The organism is Pseudomonas sp. S4_EA_1b (assembly GCF_016307435.1).
Taxonomy (GTDB): Bacteria; Pseudomonadota; Gammaproteobacteria; order Pseudomonadales; family Pseudomonadaceae; genus Aquipseudomonas; species Aquipseudomonas rhodesiae.
Genome location: NZ_JAEILC010000005.1, coordinates 12,778 through 35,467, shown reverse-complemented (window position 1 = coordinate 35,467; position 22,690 = coordinate 12,778). Strand labels below are relative to the sequence as shown.

17 protein-coding genes and 1 pseudogene are annotated in these 22,690 nt (G+C 62.2%); 8 read left to right on the top strand and 10 right to left on the bottom strand.

Annotated features, from left to right (window positions below):
* The first annotated feature begins 36 nt into the window (after nucleotides 1-36).
* A complete protein-coding gene (locus YA0848_RS01350) occupies nucleotides 37-744 on the top strand; it encodes a YebC/PmpR family DNA-binding transcriptional regulator (protein WP_034098834.1) in 708 nt (235 codons plus the stop codon).
* 162 nt (nucleotides 745-906) lie between these two features.
* Here YA0848_RS01350 and YA0848_RS01345 read toward each other — a convergent pair whose 3' ends face one another.
* From YA0848_RS01345 to YA0848_RS01330, 4 genes are all read right to left on the bottom strand, one after another.
* A complete protein-coding gene (locus YA0848_RS01345; protein WP_047882702.1) occupies nucleotides 907-2,214 on the bottom strand; it encodes a protein kinase in 1,308 nt (435 codons plus the stop codon).
* A 39-nt stretch (nucleotides 2,215-2,253) separates the two neighbouring features.
* A complete protein-coding gene (gene zapE / locus YA0848_RS01340; protein ID WP_169868488.1) occupies nucleotides 2,254-3,348 on the bottom strand; it encodes a cell division protein ZapE in 1,095 nt (364 codons plus the stop codon).
* Between the two features lie 110 nt (nucleotides 3,349-3,458).
* A complete protein-coding gene (locus YA0848_RS01335) occupies nucleotides 3,459-4,196 on the bottom strand; it encodes an anti-sigma factor family protein (protein ID WP_034098830.1) in 738 nt (245 codons plus the stop codon).
* Nucleotides 4,193-4,699: a sigma-70 family RNA polymerase sigma factor gene (locus tag YA0848_RS01330; RefSeq protein WP_034114253.1), complete on the bottom strand. Its 507-nt coding sequence runs from the start codon at nucleotides 4,697-4,699 to the stop codon at nucleotides 4,193-4,195. Before YA0848_RS01330 ends, YA0848_RS01335 begins: the two co-directional genes overlap by 4 nt.
* 276 nt (nucleotides 4,700-4,975) lie before the next feature.
* Here YA0848_RS01330 and YA0848_RS01325 point away from each other — a divergent pair.
* From YA0848_RS01325 to YA0848_RS01315, 3 genes and pseudogenes are all read left to right on the top strand, one after another.
* Nucleotides 4,976-5,363: pseudogene (locus YA0848_RS01325) on the top strand (AMP-binding protein); the annotation flags it as partial.
* Between the two features lie 122 nt (nucleotides 5,364-5,485).
* Entirely contained in the window at nucleotides 5,486-6,568 is a 1,083-nt protein-coding gene (locus YA0848_RS01320) for a catalase family peroxidase (protein WP_169903433.1), read from the top strand.
* Nucleotides 6,565-7,104 carry a cytochrome b gene (locus YA0848_RS01315; protein ID WP_034098823.1) on the top strand — a complete coding sequence of 180 codons (540 nt, stop codon included), beginning with the start codon at nucleotides 6,565-6,567 and terminating at the stop codon, nucleotides 7,102-7,104. Before YA0848_RS01320 ends, YA0848_RS01315 begins: the two co-directional genes overlap by 4 nt.
* A gap of 18 nt (nucleotides 7,105-7,122) precedes the next feature.
* Here the strand turns inward: YA0848_RS01315 and YA0848_RS01310 are convergent, their stop codons facing one another.
* The gene (locus tag YA0848_RS01310) at nucleotides 7,123-8,274 is read right to left on the bottom strand and encodes a M14 family metallopeptidase (RefSeq protein WP_034138627.1); all 1,152 of its coding nucleotides are present in this window, start codon (nucleotides 8,272-8,274) and stop codon (nucleotides 7,123-7,125) included.
* Between the two features lie 100 nt (nucleotides 8,275-8,374).
* Between YA0848_RS01310 and YA0848_RS01305 the strand changes: the two genes are divergently transcribed.
* Nucleotides 8,375-8,587 carry a hypothetical protein gene (locus tag YA0848_RS01305; RefSeq protein WP_144419320.1) on the top strand — a complete coding sequence of 71 codons (213 nt, stop codon included), beginning with the start codon at nucleotides 8,375-8,377 and terminating at the stop codon, nucleotides 8,585-8,587.
* A gap of 152 nt (nucleotides 8,588-8,739) precedes the next feature.
* Here the strand turns inward: YA0848_RS01305 and YA0848_RS01300 are convergent, their stop codons facing one another.
* Entirely contained in the window at nucleotides 8,740-9,090 is a 351-nt protein-coding gene (locus YA0848_RS01300; protein ID WP_034098818.1) for a DUF6124 family protein, read from the bottom strand.
* Nucleotides 9,091-9,221: 131 nt separating this feature from the next.
* On the opposite strand from YA0848_RS01300, the gene YA0848_RS01295 reads away from it, so the two are divergent.
* Nucleotides 9,222-9,857 (top strand): LexA family protein, encoded by a 636-nt coding sequence (locus YA0848_RS01295; RefSeq protein ID WP_169903434.1) that lies wholly within the window; start codon nucleotides 9,222-9,224, stop codon nucleotides 9,855-9,857.
* Here YA0848_RS01295 and YA0848_RS01290 read toward each other — a convergent pair.
* The 4 genes from YA0848_RS01290 to YA0848_RS01275 are packed head-to-tail and all read right to left on the bottom strand — an operon-like array spanning nucleotide 9,854 to nucleotide 15,380.
* Nucleotides 9,854-11,779 (bottom strand): acetyl/propionyl/methylcrotonyl-CoA carboxylase subunit alpha, encoded by a 1,926-nt coding sequence (locus YA0848_RS01290; RefSeq protein ID WP_169903435.1) that lies wholly within the window; start codon nucleotides 11,777-11,779, stop codon nucleotides 9,854-9,856. The genes YA0848_RS01295 and YA0848_RS01290 overlap by 4 nt on opposite strands.
* A complete protein-coding gene (locus YA0848_RS01285; RefSeq protein WP_169903436.1) occupies nucleotides 11,776-12,582 on the bottom strand; it encodes a gamma-carboxygeranoyl-CoA hydratase in 807 nt (268 codons plus the stop codon). Before YA0848_RS01285 ends, YA0848_RS01290 begins: the two co-directional genes overlap by 4 nt.
* A gap of 15 nt (nucleotides 12,583-12,597) precedes the next feature.
* Nucleotides 12,598-14,205, bottom strand: a complete 1,608-nt coding sequence (locus tag YA0848_RS01280; RefSeq protein WP_169903437.1) for a carboxyl transferase domain-containing protein — start codon at nucleotides 14,203-14,205, stop codon at nucleotides 12,598-12,600.
* 11 nt (nucleotides 14,206-14,216) lie between these two features.
* Nucleotides 14,217-15,380: an isovaleryl-CoA dehydrogenase gene (locus YA0848_RS01275; protein WP_169903438.1), complete on the bottom strand. Its 1,164-nt coding sequence runs from the start codon at nucleotides 15,378-15,380 to the stop codon at nucleotides 14,217-14,219.
* Nucleotides 15,381-15,530: 150 nt separating this feature from the next.
* Here YA0848_RS01275 and YA0848_RS01270 point away from each other — a divergent pair, with 150 nt between their 5' ends.
* Together YA0848_RS01270 and YA0848_RS01265 are read left to right on the top strand one after the other, a co-directional pair.
* Nucleotides 15,531-17,165: an AMP-binding protein gene (locus YA0848_RS01270; RefSeq protein ID WP_034098807.1), complete on the top strand. Its 1,635-nt coding sequence runs from the start codon at nucleotides 15,531-15,533 to the stop codon at nucleotides 17,163-17,165.
* Nucleotides 17,166-17,246: 81 nt separating this feature from the next.
* Nucleotides 17,247-22,430 carry an NEL-type E3 ubiquitin ligase domain-containing protein gene (locus YA0848_RS01265; protein WP_169903440.1) on the top strand — a complete coding sequence of 1,728 codons (5,184 nt, stop codon included), beginning with the start codon at nucleotides 17,247-17,249 and terminating at the stop codon, nucleotides 22,428-22,430.
* Nucleotides 22,431-22,690: the final 260 nt, after the last annotated feature.

Here is a 22,690-nt window from a genome sequence, read left to right as displayed (position 1 = left end):
GACGTTTCGGCGCGATGGACGAGAAGAGAGCGAGTCATGGGCGCACAGTGGAAAGTCAAACATAAAGAAGCGGCAGCCAATGCCAAGGGCAAAATCTTCGGCAAGCTGGTGAAAGAAATCACGATCGCCGCGCGCAACGGTGCTGACACCGCGACCAACGCCCACCTGCGTCTGGTGGTGGAGCAGGCCAAAAAAGCCTCGATGCCCAAGGAAACCCTGGACCGCGCCATCAAGAAAGGCGCCGGTCTGCTCGGCGAAACCGTGCAATACCACCGCGTGACCTACGAAGGGTTCGCGCCCCATCAGGTGCCGCTGATCGTCGAGTGTGTGACTGATAACATCAACCGCACCGTGGCGGAAATCCGCGTGGCATTCCGCAAAGGCCAACTGGGCGCTTCCGGTTCGGTAGCCTGGGACTTCAACCACGTCGGCTTGATCGAAGCCTCACCGGACAGCCCGGACGCCGATCCTGAAATGGCCGCCATCGAAGCCGGCGCCCAGGATTTCGAGGACGGCGAAGAAGAAGGCACCACCCTGTTCATCACCGAAACCACCGACCTCGACGCCGTGCAGAAAGCCCTGCCGGAGCAAGGCTTTACCGTGCTATCGGCCAAGCTGGGTTACATCTCGAAGAATCCGGTGAGTGGTTTGACCGACGAGCAGATGGCTGAAGTCGAAGCCTTCCTCGAAGGCTTGGACAACCACGACGACGTGCAGGACATGTTCGTCGGCCTGGCGGGCTGATCGACGGCTGAGCAAGGTGGGAGGGGCGGTGCGACGATTCGACTTGCCCCCGATTACGGTGTGTCAGTGAAAGCGGGGCTGACTGTCGCACCGCCCCTCCCACATTTTGATCCAGTAATTTTCTATCCGAGCTGTTTTGAAGCCCCTCTGACATTGCCTTAATTAGTCAAAGTTGCAGATGGCGTGCAGCAACGCCTCGATCTCTTCGAACCCCGGCCGCGCCAGCACGTCCGGCTGACAGCAGCGCGCCTGCAACGCCGCCAGTGCCGCATCTACGGGTTCCCCCTCGATCCGCTCCAACAATTCCCCCAACAACACCCCGAAGGCCCGCACTTCGATGCGCTGCAATGCCCGGGTTTCCACGGTGTCCGCCGCGGCATGGAATGACGCCGCGCCAAAATCCCCCAGCAAACAATCGCCCGTCGCGTTCCACAGAATATTGTGGGCGTACAGGTCGCCATGGGTGATGCCGTGACGGTGTAAATGCGCCGCCACCGAAGCCATGCCACGGGCTATACGCAGTGCGACATCGGCGCTGAAGCGGGTGTCGGGCGCGTAGATATCGCGCGTGCAGGACGCCAGGCTGGGCAGGGCGGCCAGGTTGCGGTAGCTCGGCTCGATCAGGTCCATCACCAAGGCGGCCTGGTCATCGGGGTGGCCGACCACGCGACCTTGCACCTTGATCAGGTTGGGATGCCGCCCGGCGGCGATGCACGCCTGCATTTCGTGCAGCGGTGAACCGTCGCTGGTAATCGTGCCTTTGTAGAGCTTGACCGCCACCGGCAGGGCCTGGGGTTTCCACAAGGCTTTGTGGATCACGCCGGAAGCCCCTTCGCCAAGGACATCGGCCAATGCCAATTCGCCCCAGGGAATATCCGGCGTGGTGTCGTCTGCCTGGACTTCCACTGCCATTTCCACTGGGTTGCCGGCATAAGCCAGCCAGGTCAGGCTTGGCAGTGACAGCAGCCAGTCCGGCAGGTGGGTGAGGCGATTGGAGGCGATGCGGATCAGCTCCAGGTTGTGGCACTGAGCCAAGCTGCGTGGCAGTTGCTCCAGTTGATTGCCGGCCAGCATCAGCTTTTGCAGCAATGGCCGTTCACCCAACGCCTCGGGCAACTGGCGAATGCAGTTGTCGGTGAGGATCAGCCAGCGCAGCTGCGGCGGTAGGGCGGCGGCGGGCACTTGGCTGATCCGGTTGGCCTTGAAGCCGATCATGCTCAATTTCGCGCACTGACCCAGGCAGGTCGGCAGTTCGGTGAAGGCGTTGTCCGAGCAGAACAGCACGCGCAGGTGCGGCAGGCGATGCAGGTCGTCCGGCAAGCGGCTCAGGGCGTTACCGCTGAGGTTGAGGATTTCCAGGGTGTCGGCCAGTTCGAAGATTTCCCGAGGAAACTCGGTGAGCCCGCAGGAAAGATCCAGGCGCGTGATACCGGCCAATTGGCCGGCCTTGAGTTGGGCGAGGGTAGTCATGAACGGCGCGGTCACTCGGCAAGGGGGCGTAAAGGGCGCTCATGATACCGGGTCGGGCACGAGTTGCGGGTCGACCTGTTGCAATTGGCTCAGGCGGCTGGCGGTGCGGGCCAGGTCGATGGCCTCGCCCGCCAGGCAGTCGGCCAGAGGCTCGGTGCCGATCAGGGTCAGGCGTTTGTCGCGGTCGTAGAGCACGTCCACCAGATTGATGAAGCGTTGTTGTACGGCAATCGGGCACTGCGCCAGGTGGGGCAGGCCGTCGATGATCCAGTGATCGAACGTCTCGCATAGCAAGAGGTAGTCCATCACCGCCGTCAGTTGCTCGCAAAGATCGGCGAAGGTGAAGACGATGGTGCGCGCTTGGTGGTGGCGACACACCAGTTGCCGATTGCCCACCTGCAACTGCTGCGCTGGGCCTTGGGGCGCCGGCAGGCCGAGGGCCGCACGCTGCGCGGCCGTGCCTGGCCACAGGTAGACGCCGGCGGTAAAGCGCTGCGTGGCATGGGCCTGGGGCAGGCTGCGAAAGTCCTGTGGCGAGCTGACTTCCAGCACGTCCATGCGCGCGGCGATCAGATCGATCACCGGCTTGAAGCGCTCGTGGTACAGCGGGTTGGGCAGCAGTCCTTCGGGCGCGTAGTTGGAGGTGACCAGCACCAGCATGCCGCGCTGGAACAGGGCTTTGAACAATCGGCTGATAAGCATGGCATCGCCGATATCGTGGACGTGGAACTCGTCGAAGCACAGCACCCGGCAGTCTGCCAACAGCTCATCGAGGGTAACGCCCAGCGCGTCATCCTGTTCACGGTGCTGGAACATGCCCCGGTGCAGGCGCGCGAAGAAATCGTGGAAATGCACCCGCTGTTTCTCGGCCAGCGGCAGCGCCTGAAAGAAACCGTCCAACAGCCAGCTCTTACCGCGCCCCACCGGCCCGTGCAGGTACAGGCCACGGGTGGCTTGGCCGTCGAGCAGGTGGCCGGTCTCGCGGGCCATGGCAGCAATCGCTTGGGTCTGCCCGGCGCTGAGGGTGTAGCCCTGTTGTTGGGCTTTGTGCGCAAAAAACTCGGGGATGGAGGCGTCGCTGCGTGGCGCGCGTTGTTTACCAAGCAGGCGACGGATCAAAGTCGGCACGGCCACTGCGGATCACTCTGTGGGTCAAAGGTCGCTCACTTTAGGATGCTCTTCACGTTTTGACCAATCGCGAAGGCGCGCATCGGCCATCTCGAAAACGCATGACCCCCCCACGACTAGAAGGTCTGCAGCGGCGCCACCGGGTGATCCACCGGGCTGACCACCGCGTAGTTATAGCCGCCACCGGACCAGTACTGCGCTTGTAGCCCATCGGCGGTGCGGCTGCCACGGGGCAGGAAGCCGTTGTCCGGGCCCGGCGGGCGGATGTAGAAACTGATACGCCGCCCCTGCGCGTCCTGGTACAGCACCATGGCAGCGGCGCCTTGATCGGTGGTGAGCAGACGCCCGCTGACCGGCGTGAAGCCCGACTGGCTCAAGTCCGGCAAGCGCTGGGCCTGTTGGAAGTACCGGTCGAGCCAGGCTTGCATGGTGCCGCTGTCCTGAGCACGGTAGTCGGCGGGCAGGATGCCATCCTGGGCGAACAGGCGGAACGCCTGCATGGCATCGGCCATGGGTTGCAGCGGCGGTTGAGTCGCCTCGCGGGCCTGCCAGCCGCCCCAGCCGCCGAGGCTCACCGCCACCAGCAACAGCGCTGCCGTGGCCAAGTGGCGACGCGTATTGTGCCGGACGCGCTGGCGGATCAGCGCGGGGTCCAACTGCGGGTTGGCGGGCTGTTGCAGGGCGCCGCCCAAGGCTGCGCGCAATGCGTGTGCGTCCTGTTGCCAGGCCTGCACTTGGGCCGCCACCTCCGGGTGGGTCGCCAGCCAGGTGTCCAGGGCACGCCGGTCATTCTCGCAAAGCTGATGATCGACGTAGGCATGTAAGTCATGTTCGTTGGGAGGCAGGCTGATCATTTGAGTATCCGCAGAGAAGGGCTGGCAATTTCGCCATCGCTGAGTTGACGCAGGGCCTGGCGCGCCCGTGACAACCGCGACATCACGGTGCCGAGGGGTACGTCGAGAATCTCGGCGACTTCTTTGTAGCTCAAACCTTCCACGGACACCCACAGCAGCAGCGCGCGTTGCTCGGTGTTCAATTGATCGAAGGCTTGCAGGGTCGACTGGGCCATCACGGTGCGTTCGACCGAGGGCTGCACGTCTTCGCGTCCTGTAAAGAAGTCGAGCATGCGCGCATAACGGCGGGTACGGCGCTGGGCATCAAGAAACTGCCGGTAGAGGATCGAGAACAGCCATGCGCGCAGGTCGCCTTCCGGGCGTTTGTCGCCCCAGCGGGTGATTGCACGCTCCAAGGTGGCCTGCACCAGATCGTCGGCGCTGCTGGTGTTGCGCGTCAGGGACACGGCAAAGCGCCGCAGCCGGGGCAGGAGTTCGCGTAGCGGTTCGTCGAGTTCATGCATGGTGGGTCAGTCTAGCCAGTTGTAAGAGTAGACGTTCGCCCGCGTAGGTTATTCCATGCCTACCTGAAAGAAACCTTGCCCTTGTGGGGGCGCCCTCTCTGGATAGCCCACAGGCCTGTAATGCCCCACGCCCGCCTTAATCCAGCCTCGTGGCTACCGGTACAGGATCGGCCGCAATGAAGAGGGCGTGTTGATGAATTCACCGACAGGCAAAGCATGTTACTTCCGGCCGGAACTGGCGCATTTGCCGGCGGCGCAGCAAGTGATTTTCGCACACAGGCCCTGGCCGATCAGTGGGCGGCGCACTGCACGTTCTACAACGGTTGTGGGCCCACCGAAACCACCATCGTCAATACCTTGCACCGGCATGAGCCTAGCGCCTTGCTGACCATCGGTCGGCCAACCCCGAACAACACGGTGTATGTGCTCGACGAACAAGGGGTGCGCCTGTGAGCTGGGCCAACCTGGGGAAATGTAGGCCGGAGGGGCGGGTGTCACGACCGGCTACTTGAACAACCCGGCGTTGACCCAAAAGCGATATCGCCCCGATCCGGTTCTGGGCGGCGACAACCTGATGTTCCGCACCCGCGACCTGGGACGCTGGACGGCAGATGGCCGGCTCGAACACCTGGGGCGGGTGGATGACCAGGTCAAGGTGCGTGGGCTTTCTGAATCGCGGTATGTAAGGTCGTAACGCTGAAAAAAACTACAGTGAAGTGGGAATAAGCCTGCGTGGGTTTCGTCTCATAGCACTTTCCCCCTGCGGCCCTCGGCCCTGGAGTTTTTATGCTGGATCACCCATCACCGCCCCGTCCTGCCTTGAGTACCGCAAGCCTGGTGGCGCGTCTTGCCGCCATCGGCGTTGTGGTGGCCGGTTTGGCCGCGGCGTTTGCCTACGTCAATGGCACACTCGACCCGCAGCGGCTGCGGCCTAAAACCTTGGTCAATGCCCTGGAGACCAACAACGGCGTGCACCCTGGCTATCGGCGCAACCACGCCAAAGGCGTGTGCGTGGCGGGTTACTTCCAAAGCTCTGCCGAGGCGCGCGCCTATTCCAGCGCCGAGGTGTTCAGCGAGACCAAAACCCCGTTGATCGGCCGCTTCGCCTTGCCCAGCGGCAACCCGTACGCGCCTGATAGCAGCGTGCCGATCCGCAGTTTTGCCGTGCAGTTCAGCCAGGCCAACGGCCAGCAATGGCGCACCGGTATGAACAGCATGCCGGTGTTCCCGGTGGGCACGCCCGAGGCGTTCTATCAGTTGCTCAAGGCGGGCGCGCCGGACCCGGCCACCGGCAAGCCGAACCCAGCGAACATGCCGGCGTTTTTTGCCGCCCATCCGGAGGCCGCACCGTTCCTGACATGGGTCAAGACCGCCAAACCGTCGGCCAGTTACGCGACCGAAACCTATAACGGCATCAATGCGTTTTATCTGGTGAACGCCGAGGGCAAGCGTCAAGCCGTGCGCTGGGCGGTGGTGCCCCAAAGCCAAGGCGCGGTGGGTGATACCGCCGCAGATGGTGCGGACTTCCTGGAGAAAGACCTAGTGCAGCGCCTGGCCGCCGGGCCGCTGCGCTGGCAGTTGAACATGACCCTGGCCAACCCCGGCGACGTGCTGGACGATGCCAGCAAACCCTGGCCCGGCCTCCATACGGTGCTGAACGCCGGTACCCTGGTGGTGCAAAGCAGCCAGCCCCAGGCCGACGGCGACTGCCGCGATATCAACTTCGATCCGTTGATTCTGCCCAGCGGTATTCAAGCCTCCAATGACCCCTTGCTGGCGGCCCGCTCGGCGGCATACGCCAGTTCTTACCTGCGCCGCGCCGGCGAGGTCAGCCCCTTGCACCATGCTCTACAGGAGTCGAAACCATGAAGGCCTCTCCACAATTCTTCGCTCCCTTGGCGCGCCTGCTGCACTGGCTGATGGCGCTGATGGTCATCGCCATGCTGTTTATCGGCGCGGGCTTGGCGGCCTCGGTCTCGGAGCGGCATGCTTGGCTGATCCAACTGCATAAACCGTTGGGTATTGCGATTCTGGCGCTGGTTATCGTCAGGCTGGTGGTGCGCTTTTCCACGCAGCAACCGCCTCTACCCCAGGACCTGCCGCAGTGGCAAGTGCTGGCGGCAAAGGCATCGCACCTGATGTTGTATGGTCTGATGCTGGCGTTGCCGCTGCTGGGTTGGGCGATGATTTCAGCGGCGGGCGACCCGGTGATGCTCAGCAGCTCCGTACGACTGCCGGCGCTAGTGGAGGCGAACGCACCGTTGTTCGCGTTGCTGCGTAAGGCCCATGGGTACCTGGCGTACCTGCTGTTTCTCACGGTGTTGGTGCACCTGGCGGCGGCGTTGTTTCATGGGCTGATCCGACGCGATGGCGTGTTGCAGAGCATGACCGGCACCAAGGACTGATGCCGGGGTTCGTTGCTGTCAGCGCAACAGGCCGACGATATCGGCGACGCTGCTCAGCACATCCTTGCCTAGCTGTTTCGAGCGCTCGCCCGACCAGCCGGTTTTCGGGTTGGGCGCGTCGTTGTTGTCCTTGAAGGGCATTTCCAAGGTCAGCGACAGGCAATCGTACTTTTGGCCGACCGCATTGCAGGCCAACGTCATGTTGGCTTCGCCCGGCAGGTCGCGGGTGTAGCCATGGGTGGTCTGGAAGTCACGAGTCAAGCCGCTGAGGTGGCTGCGAAAGTGCTTTTCCAGGGCTTCGATGCGCGGCGTGTAGCCTGGGTTGCCTTCGCAGGCAGCGGCGAATACATAGGGGATTTCTTCGTCACCGTGGATATCCAGGAACAGGTCCACGCCGTACTGTTCCATCTGCTGTTGCACGAACAGCACTTCCGGGCTGAGGTCCTGGCTTGCGCTCTGCCACGCGCGGTTGAGGTCCTGGCCCATGGCGTTGGTACGCAGGTGCCCGTGGAAGGCGCCGTCTGGATTCATATTCGGCACCAGGTACAGGTCAGCCACCGCCAGCAGTTTTTTCAGCTCGGCATCGCCGTCCTGTTGCAAGCGTTCGATGATCCCTTCCATAAACCATTCGGCCATGTGTTCGCCCGGATGTTGCTGGGCGATGATCCATACGTTGCGTCGTCCTTCGCCGCCTTTGCCCCGGCGCAGCAACTGAATGTCGCGGCCTTCGACACTCTTGCCGGTGGCCAGCAATTGGGTGCCGGTGTGTTTGAGCGCCTGCTCGATCAAGCCGTCATGACGTTCGCGGCTGTAGGGTTCGAAGTAGGCGAACCAGGCGTGCTTCTCGCGAGTCTCCAGGCTGATGTGCAAGATTTCGCCATCGAAGCGTGTCGGCACGCGGAACCAGTTGACGTGGTCGTAGGAGGCTACGGCGTTGTAGCCGCTCCAGGCATGGGGATATGAAGAGCGCCCGGCATTGCTTAGGCGGAAGGTGTGGGTATGGCCCACATGCATACCCTCGGCCTTGAAGTGAAACCACTGGAAATGCTGGCTGCGTGTGTCGGGTTTGATCGCCAGCAGCAATTGATAGGCATCGCTGGCGTCCAGCACCTGGATATTGCCACTGTCGAAGTCGGTACTGATTCTGATGGAGGTCAAGGCCACTGTCATAGTCTGGTTGCCTGATTATGAGTATTGTGGCGGCTATATTACACAGGAGTCCGGTAAAGCCTGGATGCAAAATTGTTGCGCAGGGAGGGGGGCATCATCCTTGACGCCGCCGCAGCTTAGAATTTATGAGATTGATTCTCAAGCGCTATTTCCCAAAGATGTGAGCCAGAGCCTTTGGGTGGCTTTCATTCGGCGATGGTCTTTTGCTACCATGCGCGCCATCACGCAACACACAGTCTTCATTAGCCTGAAGCCATGCCAGGAAAACTGGCAAAAAAAAGACCCGGCCAAAGAGCCGGGTCAAAAACCGTGATTAGCCTGATGAGGAGATATTCCAAGAGTCCGACCTAAGGTCTCTTGGTCTATCGACTGATCTCGCGATCAGCTGGGTCCAATAATAATCATTATCATTTGCAAGTCAAATGTTTTTATCCGTGGGATAGAAATATTTTTCCTTTGCGCCTATCAGCTGTCCGCCTGCGCTTCGCGCACCTGCAACGACCGCTCGACCATCGCCTTCGCCATATCGATCAAATACACCACTGAAAACGCCAGGTCCCGCTGATTACCCTGGTGGTTGCTCGCGGATTCATACGCAGTGGCCGCCGCGCTGCGCAGCAGGTCCGAGGCATGTATCAAGGCTTCTTCCTGACTGATACCTGCTTTGATGGCGAACAACGCCTCGTTCGCCACCGGCGTCGACATCTCTTCTTTCAAGTAGAAATCCAGCGCACGCTGGGCGGCGCCGCTGCTGCGCAAGTCTTGCAGCTCATCGTTTTCAGCGGGTTCAGGCAGGAGGTACGGGCTCGTCGTCATAAGGGGCAGTACTCTGGGTGGGTGTTGAAAACCTTATGCCTGATAATAGTACGTATCGTATTTATGTCGTTTTATGGATTACTACAAACTGTTTATTGCCCTGAAAAATACCTGACGTATTGTCTGGCCCCATGGATAAATGGATCGCGTTGGTCAGGGCCAACATGAAAGACCGCAAGGTCACGCAAGGTGAACTGGCTGAGCGCTTGGGCATGTCCCAGGGGGGCGTCGGTCATTGGCTCAACAAGCGTCGCGTGCCGAGCCTGGAGGACATGAACCGGGTGCTGGAAGCATTGGGTCTGGGGGATCTGGAAGTGGTGCAGGAAGTGCGCGAGCGTCGCGCGGAACCGGCAGTGCCGACGCCACGGCACACGGCGTTTTTCCGCTACCCCGTCAACGAATGGAGAGGCCTGGGCGAAGCCCGCGAGGAGCGCCCGGCCTATGCTGGCGCGCGCTATGAAACCACGGATTATTACGCCAGGGGCGACGCCTTCTGGCTGCCGGTCACGGGCGATGCCATGACCGCGCCCAGTGGCTTGAGCATCGGCGCAGGCATGATGATCCTGGTAGACCCGGCCATCAATGCCGGCCCCGGTAAACTGGTGGTCGCGCAATGGGCCGACAACCCTCACGCGACCTTCCGCCAGTTACGGGAGGAGAGCGGCCAACTCTACCTGGTGCCGCTCAACCCCACGTACCCTAAACAGCTGTTCACCGAGGCGTGTCGCATCCTCGGTGTGGTGGTGCAGGCCATGGCGAGGTTCTAGTCCGCCGTTTCCAGCTCCACCAGCGTGCAGCCTTCGGCGACCATTTCGCCTTCCTGACAGAACAGTGCCTTGACCACCCCGGCTTCGGGAGCACGGATGCTGTGTTCCATCTTCATCGCTTCGAGCACCACCAGTTGGGTGCCGGCCTCGACCGCCTGGCCGGCTTGCACTAGCACCCGCACAATGCTGCCGTTCATGGGCGCCGTCAGGCCACCCTGATGGGATTGGTTGGCTTCCACGGCGGCAATCGGGTCGAACAGGCTGACCCCATGCATTTCACCGTCCCAGCGTACAAACACGCCGCCGTCGTGCCGGACCGCCAGATAGCTGCGACGCACGCCATCGCGCTCGATGCTCAACTGCTCGCCGTGCAACTGCGTAATGTCTGGCGCCAGGGTCACCAGTCGGTCCTGCCCGTTGCAGCTCAAGTGCAACGAAACCTCAGCGGGCAACCCCGCGCGAAAGCCACGGGTGTTTGCCCACGGGCCGTCCCCGGCGGGCAGGCTGTGCATCAGCGCGGCACCTGCGGCCTGCCAGAAATCATCACTCAGCGCACCGGTCGGCGGCAGCAATTGTTCCTGATAGCGCGGAATAAACCCGGTATCCAGTTCCGCTGCGGCGAATGCCGGGTGCCCAATAATGCGCCGCAGGAAGCCCAGGTTGGTCTTCAGCCCGCCCACGGCGAATTCGTCGAGCATGCTCAGCAAGCGCAGGCGCGCCTGTTCACGGTCCTCGCCCCAGGCAATCAACTTGCCCAACATCGGATCGTAGAAGGGTGAAACGCTGTCCCCCTCACTCACGCCACTGTCCACGCGGCGCCCAGGGCCGGGGGCGGATTCGCGGTACAGCGCCAAGTGCCCGGTGGCGGGCAGAAAATCATTGGCCGGGTCCTCGGCATACAGACGCACTTCGATGGCATGCCCGATCAAGGGTACCTGTGCCTGGGTGATCGGCAGCGCCTGGCCCTGGGCCACGTGGATCTGCCAGGCCACCAGGTCCAGACCGGTAATCGCTTCGGTGACCGGGTGTTCGACCTGCAACCGCGTATTCATCTCCATAAAGAAGAACTCGCCGCGCGCGTCGAGCAAAAACTCCACGGTGCCGGCGCCGACATAGCCGATCGCCTGGGCCGCCCGCACGGCAGCCTCGCCCATGGCACGGCGCTGTTCAGCGCTCAAACCGGGGGCCGGAGCTTCCTCCACGACCTTCTGATGACGGCGCTGAATCGAGCAATCCCGTTCATTCAGGTACAGGCAGTGCCCGTGCTGGTCGGCGAAAACCTGGATTTCCACATGACGGGGCTTGAGCAGGTATTTCTCCACCAGCATCTGGGCGTTGCCAAATGACGACAACGCCTCGCGTTGGGCAGAGGCCAGGGCGTCGGCCAATTGACTGACATCCTCGACCACTTTCATGCCTTTGCCGCCGCCGCCGGCCGTGGCCTTGAGCAGCACCGGGTAACCGATGCGGGCACAGGCGTCGCGGAAAGTCTCCAGGTCTTGGGCCTCGCCGTGGTAACCCGGTACCAGGGGCACGCCGGCGGTTTCCATCAACGCTTTGGCTGCGGATTTGCTGCCCATGGCGTCGATGGCAGAGGCGGGCGGGCCGAGGAAGATCAAACCGGCGGCTTCGATGGCGCGGGCGAACCCGGCGTTTTCCGAGAGAAACCCGTAGCCCGGATGAATCGCCTGGGCGCCGCTGGCCTGGGCGGCGGCGATCAGTTTGTCGATTTGCAGGTAACTGTCACTGGCCTTGCTGCCCCCCAGGTCGACGCAGATATCCGCTTCACGGCAATGGCGCGCATCGCGGTCGATGGCGCTGTGCACGGCCACGGTGGTCAGCCCCATGGCCTTGGCGGTGCGCATCACGCGACAGGCGATTTCACCCCGGTTGGCCACCAGTATGCGGGTCAAAGTACTCATGAACGCGGCTCCTGCGCTTGCCAGCTCGGTGGACGTTTTTGCAGGAAGGCGCGCAAGCCTTCCTGGCCCTCGGGGCTGACGCGGATGCGGGCGATGGCGTTTTCGCAGTAGCGGCGCAACGCCGGGGTGAGGGCGCCGTTGCCGACTTCGCGCAGCAGATCCTTGCTGGCGCGCATCGCCGCCGGACTGTTATGCAGCATGTTGGCTATCCAGTGTTCGACGTGAATCTCCAGCTCGTCCGCCGGGTAGCTTTCCGCCAACAGGCCGATCTCGCGCGCGCGCTGGCCGCCGAAGCGCTCGGCGGTGAGGGCATAGCGCCGTGCCGCGCGTTCGCCGATGGCTTGCACCACGAACGGGCTGATCACCGCCGGCGCCAGGCCGATGCGCACTTCCGACAGGCAGAACTGCGCATCGTCGGCGCCGATGGCCATGTCGCAGCAACTGATCAAGCCCAGGGCGCCGCCGTAGGCTGCACCTTGCACCACCGCCAGGGTGGGGATTTTCAGCTTGGCCAGGTTGTACATCAGTTCCGCCAGTTCGCGGGCGTCGTCGAGATTGGTGTGGTAATCCAGCTCGGCCGATTGCTGCATCCAGGCCAGGTCGGCCCCAGCGCTGAAATGCTTACCGCGCCCGCGCAGCACCAGGAACCGCAGGGAAGCATCGCCCTGCACCTGGTCGAGGGCGATGATCAGCTCGCGGATCATCTCGGCATTGAACGCGTTGTTCTTGGCTTCACGACTGAGCCACAGCGTGGCAAAGCCACGGCGGTCGGCGATCAGTTCGAGGGTGTTGAAATCGCTCATGGGGTGCTGCTCCATTTACATGCGGAACACGCCGAAGCGGCTCGGCTCGATGGGGGCGTTCAAGGCCGCGGACAGGGCCAGGGCCAGCACGTCGCGGGTCTGCAACGGATCGATCACACCGTCATCCCACAGGCGCGCGCTGGAATAGTAGGGGTGCCCCTGGGTTTCGTACTGGTCGAGGATCGGCTGCTTGATCGCCGCTTCCTCCTCGGCACTGAACCCGGCGCCCGCGCGTTCGGCCTGCTCGCGCTTGACCTGCACCAGCACGCCGGCCGCCTGTTCGGCGCCCATCACGCCGATACGCGCGTTCGGCCACATCCACAAAAAGCGCGGGTCATAGGCGCGACCGCACATGCCGTAGTTACCGGCGCCAAAGCTGCCGCCGATGATCACGGTGAATTTGGGCACCTTGGCGCAGGCCACTGCCGTCACCAGTTTGGCGCCGTGCTTGGCAATGCCGCCGGCCTCGTATTTCTGGCCGACCATAAAGCCGGTGATGTTCTGCAGGAACAGCAGGGGGATGCCGCGCTGACAGGCCAGTTCGATAAAGTGCGCGCCTTTCTGCGCGGCTTCGGCGAACAGGATTCCGTTATTGGCCAGGATCGCAATCGGGTAGCCGTGCAGATGGGCGAAACCGCACACCAGCGTGGTGCCGAACAGCGCCTTGAACTCATCGAACACCGAACCGTCCACCAGTCGCGCGATCACTTCGCGTACGTCGAACGGCTGTTTGGGGTCGGCCGGAATCACGCCGTACAACTCTTCGCCGCTGTACAGCGGTGCCACCGGCATACGTTGCAGCAACTGGCCCTGTTTGTGCCAATTGAGGTTGGCCACGCTGCGGCGGGCCAGGGCCAGGGCGTGTTCATCGCTGTCGGCATAGTGGTCGGCCACGCCCGAGATTTTGCAATGCACATCCGCGCCGCCAAGGTCTTCGGCGCTGACCACTTCCCCGGTGGCGGCCTTCACCAACGGCGGGCCGGCCAGAAAGATCGTGGCCTGCTGGCGCACCATGATGGCTTCGTCGGCCATGGCCGGCACATAGGCGCCGCCGGCGGTGCATGAGCCCATCACCACGGCGATCTGCGGGATGCCTTGGGCGCTCATATTGGCCTGGTTGAAAAAGATCCGCCCAAAGTGCTCGCGGTCGGGAAACACCTCGTCCTGACGCGGCAGGTTGGCACCGCCGGAGTCCACCAGGTAGATGCACGGCAGGCGATTCTGCTCGGCGATGGTCTGGGCGCGCAGGTGTTTTTTTACGGTCAGCGGGTAGTAGGAGCCACCTTTGACCGTGGCGTCGTTAGCCACAATCATGCACTCCACGCCTTCGACGCGCCCGATTCCGGCGATGACGCCGGCCGCGGGCACGTCTTCGCCGTAGACCTGATAGGCGGCGAGTTGGCTGAGTTCAAGAAACGGCGAGCCCGGATCGAGCAGGCGATTGATGCGTTCGCGCGGCAACAGTTTGCCCCGTGAGGTGTGCCGCTCTTGAGCCTTGGCGCCGCCGCCTTGCTGCACGTGAGCGAGCAGAGTGTGCAGGGCGTCGACCTGTTGGCGCATCGCCGCGCTGTTGGCGGCGAACTCCGCCGAGCGCGGGTTGAGCTGGGTGTGCAAGGTGGCCATGGCACGTGCCCTCAGCGAGTTTCGTTGAACAGTTCGCGACCGATCAGCATCCGCCGGATTTCACTGGTGCCGGCGCCGATTTCGTACAGCTTGGCATCGCGCAACAGGCGCCCGGCGGGGAATTCGTTGATGTAGCCGTTGCCGCCGAGAATCTGGATCGCATCCAGGGCCATTTGCGTGGCCCGTTCGGCGCTGTAGAGGATCACCCCGGCGGCGTCCTTGCGGGTGGTCTCGCCACGTTCGCAAGCCTGGGCCACCGCATACAGATAGGCACGGCTGGCGTTGAGTTGGGTATACATATCGGCGACTTTGCCCTGGATCAGCTGGAACTCGCCGATGCTTTGGCCGAACTGCTTGCGGTCGTGGATGTACGGCACGATCAGGTCCATGCACGCCTGCATGATCCCGGTGGGGCCGCCGGAGAGCACCACTCGCTCATAGTCCAGGCCGCTCATCAGCACTTTCACGCCGCCATTGAGCACGCCGAGGATGTTGTCTTCGGGCACTTCGACGTCATCGAAAAACAGCTCGCAGGTGTTGGAGCCGCGCATGCCCAATTTGTCGAACTTGTTGCTGCGGCTGAAGCCCTTCCAGTCGCGCTCGACAATAAACGCGGTGATGCCGTGTGGGCCTTTTTCCAAGTCAGTCTTGGCGTAAATCACATAGGTGTTGGCATCGGGACCGTTGGTGATCCAGGTCTTGCTGCCGTTGAGCACATAGTGGTCGCCGCGCTTGTCGGCGCGCAGCTTCATCGAGACCACATCGGAGCCGGCGTTCGGCTCGCTCATGGCCAAGGCGCCGACGTGTTCGCCGCTGATCAGTTGGGGCAGGTACTTGAGCTTCTGTGCGTGGTTACCGTTGCGGTTGATCTGATTCACACAGAGATTGGAGTGAGCGCCGTAGGACAACGCCACCGATGCCGAGCCTCGGCTGATTTCTTCCATGGCCACCACATGCGCCAGGTAACCCAGGCCGGCGCCGCCGTACTCTTCCGGCACGGTGATGCCGAGCAGGCCCATGTCCCCGAATTTGCGCCACAGGTCGGCGGGGAACAGGTTGTCGCTGTCGATTTGCGCCGCGCGCGGTGCGATCTCTTTGGCCACGAAGGACTGCACCTGGTCGCGCAGCATGTCGATGGTTTCGCCGAGGGCGAAGTTCAGGGACGGGTAACTCATGGACAGGCACCTTAATGTGAGCTTTGTTGTTGTGTGGTCGGCGCGCCAGGGGAGGGCGCTCACCTTTACGTTAACGTAAGCTTGCGTTGTGACGCTGTCAATCGTAGTTTACGTTTACGTCAACCTACAAAAAAGATAACAGGGGTCGTTATGGATCAACCGCATCAGAGCTACAGCCGTGGCTCCCAGGACAAGACCTTACTGGCCATGACCATCGGCCAGGCCTTCGATCACACAGTGGCGCAATTCCCCGATGGCGAAGCGCTGGTGGTGCGTCATCAGTCACGACGTTATACCTGGCGGCAACTGGCCGATACCGTCGACCTGCACGCCCGCGCTTTCCTCGCCTTGGGCCTGCAGACCGGCGACCGCTTGGGCATCTGGGCGCCGAACTGCGCCGAGTGGTTGATCAGCCAGATTGCCAGCGCCAAGCTCGGCGTGATCCTGGTCAATATCAACCCGGCGTACCGCACCAGCGAGCTGGACTACGTGCTCAAACAGTCCGGTTGTCAGTGGCTGGTGTGCGCCGGGGCGTTCAAGGGTTCCGATTACCACGGAATGCTCCAGGAACTGCAACCCGACCTGCGCGGCATCATCAGCCTCGATCCCAGCCCGCCGGCAGGCTTTATGCCCTGGTCGACGCTGGCCACCCTCGGCGCCGAGGTAACGCCCGAGCAACTGCACCAGCGCCAGGCCAGCCTGCACTTCGATCAAGCCGTTAATATCCAGTACACCTCCGGCACCACCGGGTTCCCCAAGGGCGCCACGCTCAGTCATCACAATATTCTTAATAACGGCTACATGGTCGGTGAGAGCCTGGGCCTGACCGCCCAAGATCGCTTGGTGATCCCGGTGCCGCTGTATCACTGCTTTGGCATGGTGATGGGCAACCTGGGCTGTATCACCCATGGCACCGCCATGATCTACCCGAACGACGGCTTCGACCCATTGCTGACCCTCAGCGCCGTCGCCGAAGAACGCGCCACCGGCCTGTATGGCGTGCCCACCATGTTTATCGCGCTGCTTGATCACCCGCGGCGCGGTGAGTTCGAGCTGTCCAGCCTGCGCACCGGCATCATGGCCGGCGCCACGTGCCCCATCGAAGTGATGCGCCGCGTGATCAGCGAGTTGCACATGGGCGAAGTGCAGATCGCCTACGGTATGACCGAAACCAGCCCAGTGTCCTTGCAGACCGGGCCACAGGATGATCTGGAGCGCCGGGTCACCACCGTCGGCCGCACCCAACCGCAGTTGGAAACCAAGATCATCGACATCGATGGCAACACCGTCGCGCGCGGTGAAATCGGCGAGCTGTGCACCCGAGGCTACAGCGTCATGCTCGGCTACTGGAATAATCCCGAGGCAACCCGCGAGGCCATCGACGAGGCCGGCTGGATGCACACCGGCGATCTGGCAAGCATGGATGAGCACGGCTATGTGCGCATCGCTGGACGCAATAAGGACATGATCATTCGCGGCGGCGAAAACGTGTACCCGCGCGAGTTGGAGGAGTTTTTCTTCACCCACCCGGCGGTGGCCGATGTGCAGGTGATCGGCATTCCGGATGCGCGCTACGGCGAAGAAATCGTCGCCTGGATCAAACTCCACCCGGGCCACGCGACCGATGAGCTGGATTTGCAGGGCTGGTGCAAGGGTCGCATTGCGCACTTCAAGACGCCTAAGCACTTCAAGTTCGTGGATGAGTTTCCGATGACCGTCACGGGCAAGATCCAGAAGTTTCGCATGCGCGAGATCAGCCTCCAGGAGTTGAGCACCGAGCGCTGAAACGGGGTGCTGGGCTACCGCGTTCGGCCTGCGCCAGCTGCCTAGAGTGGCGGATTATTCCGCTACTCGAAGGCGATGCCCATGACCGATCTGCTCACTGATCCGCTTGCCCTGCCCGATGTCGATGAGCCAAGCCCCCATGTGGGGCCCATCCAGGACAACACCCCCGCTTGGTATACCGATGCGCTGGCAGGGCGCAAGACCGAATTGGCCAACCTCAAGCTGGTTATCCCGCCCTGGTACACCAACGCCGACTCAACAGCGAAAGACCGATTGAAGGCGGTCCACGACCGCAGCCGGACTTCGTTAAACCAGCTGGATCAATGGTTCAGCCAACTCAAAAGCCCCGCCGACTATGCCGAACCCTTGCTGGTGGCGGCCATTGAAGAGAAGTTCGGCCTGCGCCTCGACGTCACGAGCGTGTTCTACGCGCGCAAGATGGAGCAGAGATCGTGCAGCACCGATTCGGAAGAACTGTCGACCACCACCGTGTCGTCAGCGTCGTCGCCGCTGTATTTCTACAAGGGCGTCAGCCTGCTTGAAGCGGCCTTGATGAATTTCACCGAGGACGACGCAAGCAAGCCGATCTGCTTGGATTGTCGTTTGATCACCCGCTATAACTTCCACCAATATTCCAGCGCAAAGAAGCATGCACCCGCGAGTGTCAAGTCGTTCAAACTGTCGATCAAACCCAACGAGTTTGCCGCCCTGTGCCGAACGCTGGACCTGGGGCAGTCGTACTACGAGCATGTGCGCGGCATTATCAATGCCCCGATTCTGGCCAAGCCCCCCGGCGCCCTGACCGGCAAGCTGTACAGCACGTTGATCACCGCGCACCGCAATCAGTTGGAATTGGCCGCCGAAATTGCCCTGATGCAGGGCCATATCCAGCCCCAGGACCATCGCTTGATCCAGGCGATTCTGACTCAACAGACCGGGCACAAATGGGCAGAGGATGACGTCAGCTTTTCGCCCTTGCAGTTGTGCACGGTCGTGATCGAGCAGGTGCTGATCATCGGGCCGGTGGTGTGGCAGCCCCATCCGCGAAATGCCACGGTCCTGCCGCGACCGTGCATGGTCTACATCCCCGGTGATCCGCTGCACCCGCTCAAGGCTTACGACAACCTCACCGCCTTCGTCGACCACCTGACCACGCGCCTGTGCCGTGCTGACTACCGTACCTTCTTCAGTCAGTTCGTCCCGCTTTCCCGGCAAGAAATGTTCTTTACCAAACTCAAGGCACTACTGGACCCCGACGAGGTTTACACCGCCACGCAGAACTTCGATCCGGCGCTCAAAGCCCGGCTTCACCGCCAGGGCACCTACGCACCGCCTTGGCGTGACGTGTGGATCGACAGCGCGCAACAGCGGGTTCGCTCGATCATGGAAAACGCTCAGGCGAGCGCCGTGTCCACGCAAGAGGCCACGGACCATGCCGAGAAAGCCTGGCTGTGGTCGTGGGGCAAAAAAATACTGGATGTGCTGAACGTGGCGGCATTCGTGGTGCCGTACCTTGGCGAAGTGATGCTGATAGTTGCGGCGGTGCAAATGGTCGACGACGTGGCAGAAGGCATACAGGCGTGGTCCGAGGGCGATGCGCGCGCGGTCTGGGCGCACTTCTCGGCGGTGGGTCTGAACTTGGCGGGGCTGGCGGTGCCCGCCGCGCTGGCAGCGTTCAAAGAGACCGCTTTTATCAAGCGTCTGGTGCATGTCGACTTCGGCGGGCGCAGCCGTTTGTTTGACTTCGATCCGACGCGGTACACCCACTCGATCAGCCTGCCCGCTGAGCTGAAGCCGAACAGCCTGGGCTTGTATGAGCATCAAGGCGCCACGTACCTGCCGTCGACCCACGGCGGTCACTACAAGGTGCAAGCCATCGCCGAGGGAGATTTCAGGCTCGTCCACCCGGATGGCGACGCCCGTTACTGGCCCAGGGTACGCCACAACGGGGCGGGTGCCTGGGTGCATGAATTCGAACAACCCCTGACGTGGGATCGCAAGACCCTGTTGCGACGTCTCGGCCCCAGCGTCGACGCTTTCAGCGACGCTCAATTGGAGCAGGTCCGAGCGCTGAGTGGGGTCACGGATGAGCAATTGCGCCGGGTTTATGTCGATCAGCAATTGCCGCCGCCGCTGTTCAGAGAAGCGCTACGGCGCTTCGAATCTGCCCGTCGCTACCAAGGCTTCATTGATCGCCTGAGCAGCACCGACCCTGCCGTCTTTGGGCGTGTCGACTGGAGCTTGCAAATGAGGTTATTGCTCGACAGCGGCAAGTGGCCTGAATCCAGGGTGCTGGTCGCCTTGGATGCCGACGGCGATATCGTCTGGCGTTCGGCCGCAGTCGCCCAACGCAGTCAGGTGGTCAAGCTCGATCTGGCCCAAGCGGCGACCCGGGACGGCGTGATTCTGCCGTCGCTGCTGAGCCAATTGAGCGAAGAGCAGATCCGGCACCTGTTGGACGAGCCGGCCGTCGAGCGAGCGCTGCGTTATGAACTGATGCTGACCGGCAGAATTGATTCCGACTTTCTGGCGACGGCCGCCGATAAGGCGTACGCGGATCGCTTGGTTGAACGCATGATGAGCGAGCAGCGCACACCCCAGGCGAGGGCGCTGCGTTACCGCGACCGATTGCGCGAGTTGGCGCAGGACAGCAAAGCCAGGTTGTTTGGCCTTGAAATCGCGGCCGGGGACGTGTCCAGTGAGGCGAACGTGCAACTGCTCCAGCGCGACTTTCCAGGCTTGCCCAAACTGATCGCCGAAGACCTGTTGGCCCACGCCACCGACCAAGAGTTGGCGCGTATGGGCGAAACCTCCCGTGTGCCGTTGCGTTTGGCTGAAGAGGCGCGCTGCTATGGGCAGAGGGTCCGAGCCCTGCGCGCCCATACCGATCTATTGTTCGATAACGAACTCACCCCGGACAGTGTGCGCCTGGCGCTGCACAAGCTGGCGACGCTGCCGGGTCGTCTTGACGGCGTGGGTCTTGAGTTACGCGCTGACACCTATGACGGTGAACTGTTGGACCGCGTCGGGCGTGCTGACGCGCCCAGGCAGTTACGCCTCGTGCGCATCAGCCTCAACGAATGGAAGCTGTTCAGCGGTCCCGATGATCTGGAGTATTGGCGCTCGGACAAAGATGCTTTCTACACCGCGCTCTGGCGGGTGGGTTACAGCGGGCGCACGGATTGGCGGCAACTGAAAGCCTCCACCCAGGCGTTGAAGGAGCAGCTCGCACAACAGCCCTTGAGCGAAGAGGGCACGCGCCAGGCCCTTGGCTTGCAAGCCATCAAACCGGGGTTCAAGTCGCCTATGCGCCTGGCGGACGGGCGGTTTGGGTACCCGCTCAGCCCAGTTGGAGGCGCGGGGCGGCGGCCGTTTATCTGCACCATGAAAGCCATGTATCTGTACCCGTCGAAGTCACTTGAAGAAGTCGAAGCCCTGTATGGGCTTCAAGGCTTGACTGATGCCCAGGTTCTAGCCCGCCTCAGCAGCCTCGAAGAGGAATACAACCAGTTGAAGCAGACGCTGGACGCCTGGCATCAGGACGCAGAGCCGGGTCACGGCCGCATTCGTCGCAGGGTCGCGGGGACGATTATGGCCGCGTGGCAGCGCCAGTCGCCGCAAGCGTATGCGGCGGATCAAACACCGATTGGCCACATTCTGGATCTATCGGACGAACTGGTGGGTGAACTGCCGCCGATAACGGCGAATATGGATCATGTGGGCAGCCTGGATTTAGGTCGAATGGGACTGTCGGACGAGTCGCTCCCCTTTCTCAACGCATTCGGCCGCCTGCGCTGGCTGAATATGCGCGAAAACAACCTCACGCAACTGCCGGAGTTCACCCATGGCGGGGCGGGGCTGACCAAGCTCAACCTGAGTCGCAATGACCTGCAACTGACCGACGCCAGTCGTGCGCGCCTCGAAGGGATGCGAGACCTGAAAATCCTCGATCTGTCCGACAATCGCCGCTTGGGCTGGACCGCCGATCTGCGGGGCATGCGCAGCCTCAATCAACTTTATCTGGCCGACACCGGCACCACGACCTTTCCGGCGGGGGCTGAGCAATTGACGTCCTTGGCCAGGATCGACCTGCACTCGAACCGGATCACAACCTTGCCCGACTATGCGTATCAGCACTTGGACCGGATCAACGTGCATGAGAACCCGCTGTCGGCGGCCACCCGCGAACGCCTTGGCCTGGAGGCACCGGTGGATCCGGCGCAGTGGGCCGACCACGTCACGTTGGACGAGGCTCGGACCCTGTGGTTGCGAGAGGTGCCTGCCGCCGAACAGACGCACCGCGCCCGGCTGTGGGACGACGTGAAGGCTTGCCCTGATTCGGCCGCCCTGTTCACGGTCCTGGCCGACACTACCCGCAGCGCCGAATACGCCTCGCCGGTCACCCGCGCCGCATTGACCCAGCGGGTGTGGGACTTGTTGGAGGCCGCCAGTCAAAGCCAGGCCATTCGCGAGTCGCTGTTTGGCATCGCCGATGATCGTGTCACCTGCGGGGATGGCAGTACGGTGGAGTTCATGAACCTTGAGAGTGAGCTGTTGGCGTTGAAGGCGCTTGAGCAGGCGGGGGAAGCGGACAGCGAAGGCTCACTGATCAGCATCGCCCGCCAGTTGTTCCGTCTGACGCTGGTGGACGCCGTGGCTGAACAGGACGTTGCTTCTCGCGGGCCGGGTTTTACCGAGCAGGTCGAAGTGATCCTGGCCTACCGGATCGGGCTGGCGGACAGGCTGGGGCTGCCGATAAACACCCGTGAAATGCTGTTTCCCCAGCAGGCCAATGTGAGCCAGCAAGCCCTCGACAGTGCTTATCGGCAAGTGCTCAGGAACGAAAGTGTTACCGCTGACGAGAGCGCTTTTTTCGTGGGACGCGAATTCTGGGAGAAACACCTGCGCAGCCGATACCCGCAGGAGCTCCAGGCATTGATGGGCCCGGGTATTGAATTGATCGAGGAAAAAAGCTCGGCGTTGTTCGAGCTTTCGGATGTGCAAGGCGAGCAAGACACGGGGGCGGACCTGGCGGCGCAAGCGGACTGGCAGAGCCGTCATGACGCGGCGGTCGACAGGCTGGCGCGCCTGTTGGGCAAAAGCAAAGACGACATTCTGGTCGATGGCGCCATGCCCAGTGCGTTCTTCGACGGGGAACTCAAGCAACTGGCGGCGGCGCGACAGCAAGAGCAAACACAGGCATTGCAGCGCCTGACTCGAAAGGTGCTGAACAATTTCATGGCCAGCGAAGGCACATCGGTGTGAGGAGCCGAACGCCCACAACACGAAGGGGACCCGAAGGTCCCCTTTAATGTGCGTTGCCTGCTCTTTTTTTATTATTGAGGGGCGGTCTATTGTTGTTTTTGGCAACCGTTACCCTTTACCGCTGTTTTTGGCGATCCCCATCCGGGATCAAGAGCAAACGTATTTTTTTGAGCGCTGATCTGCTTCTTCGCAAGCGATCCAACCAGTGGGTAGCTACCTGAAGGTAGTTTATTTTTCTCTATCCGGTTGCGGGTCTCGGC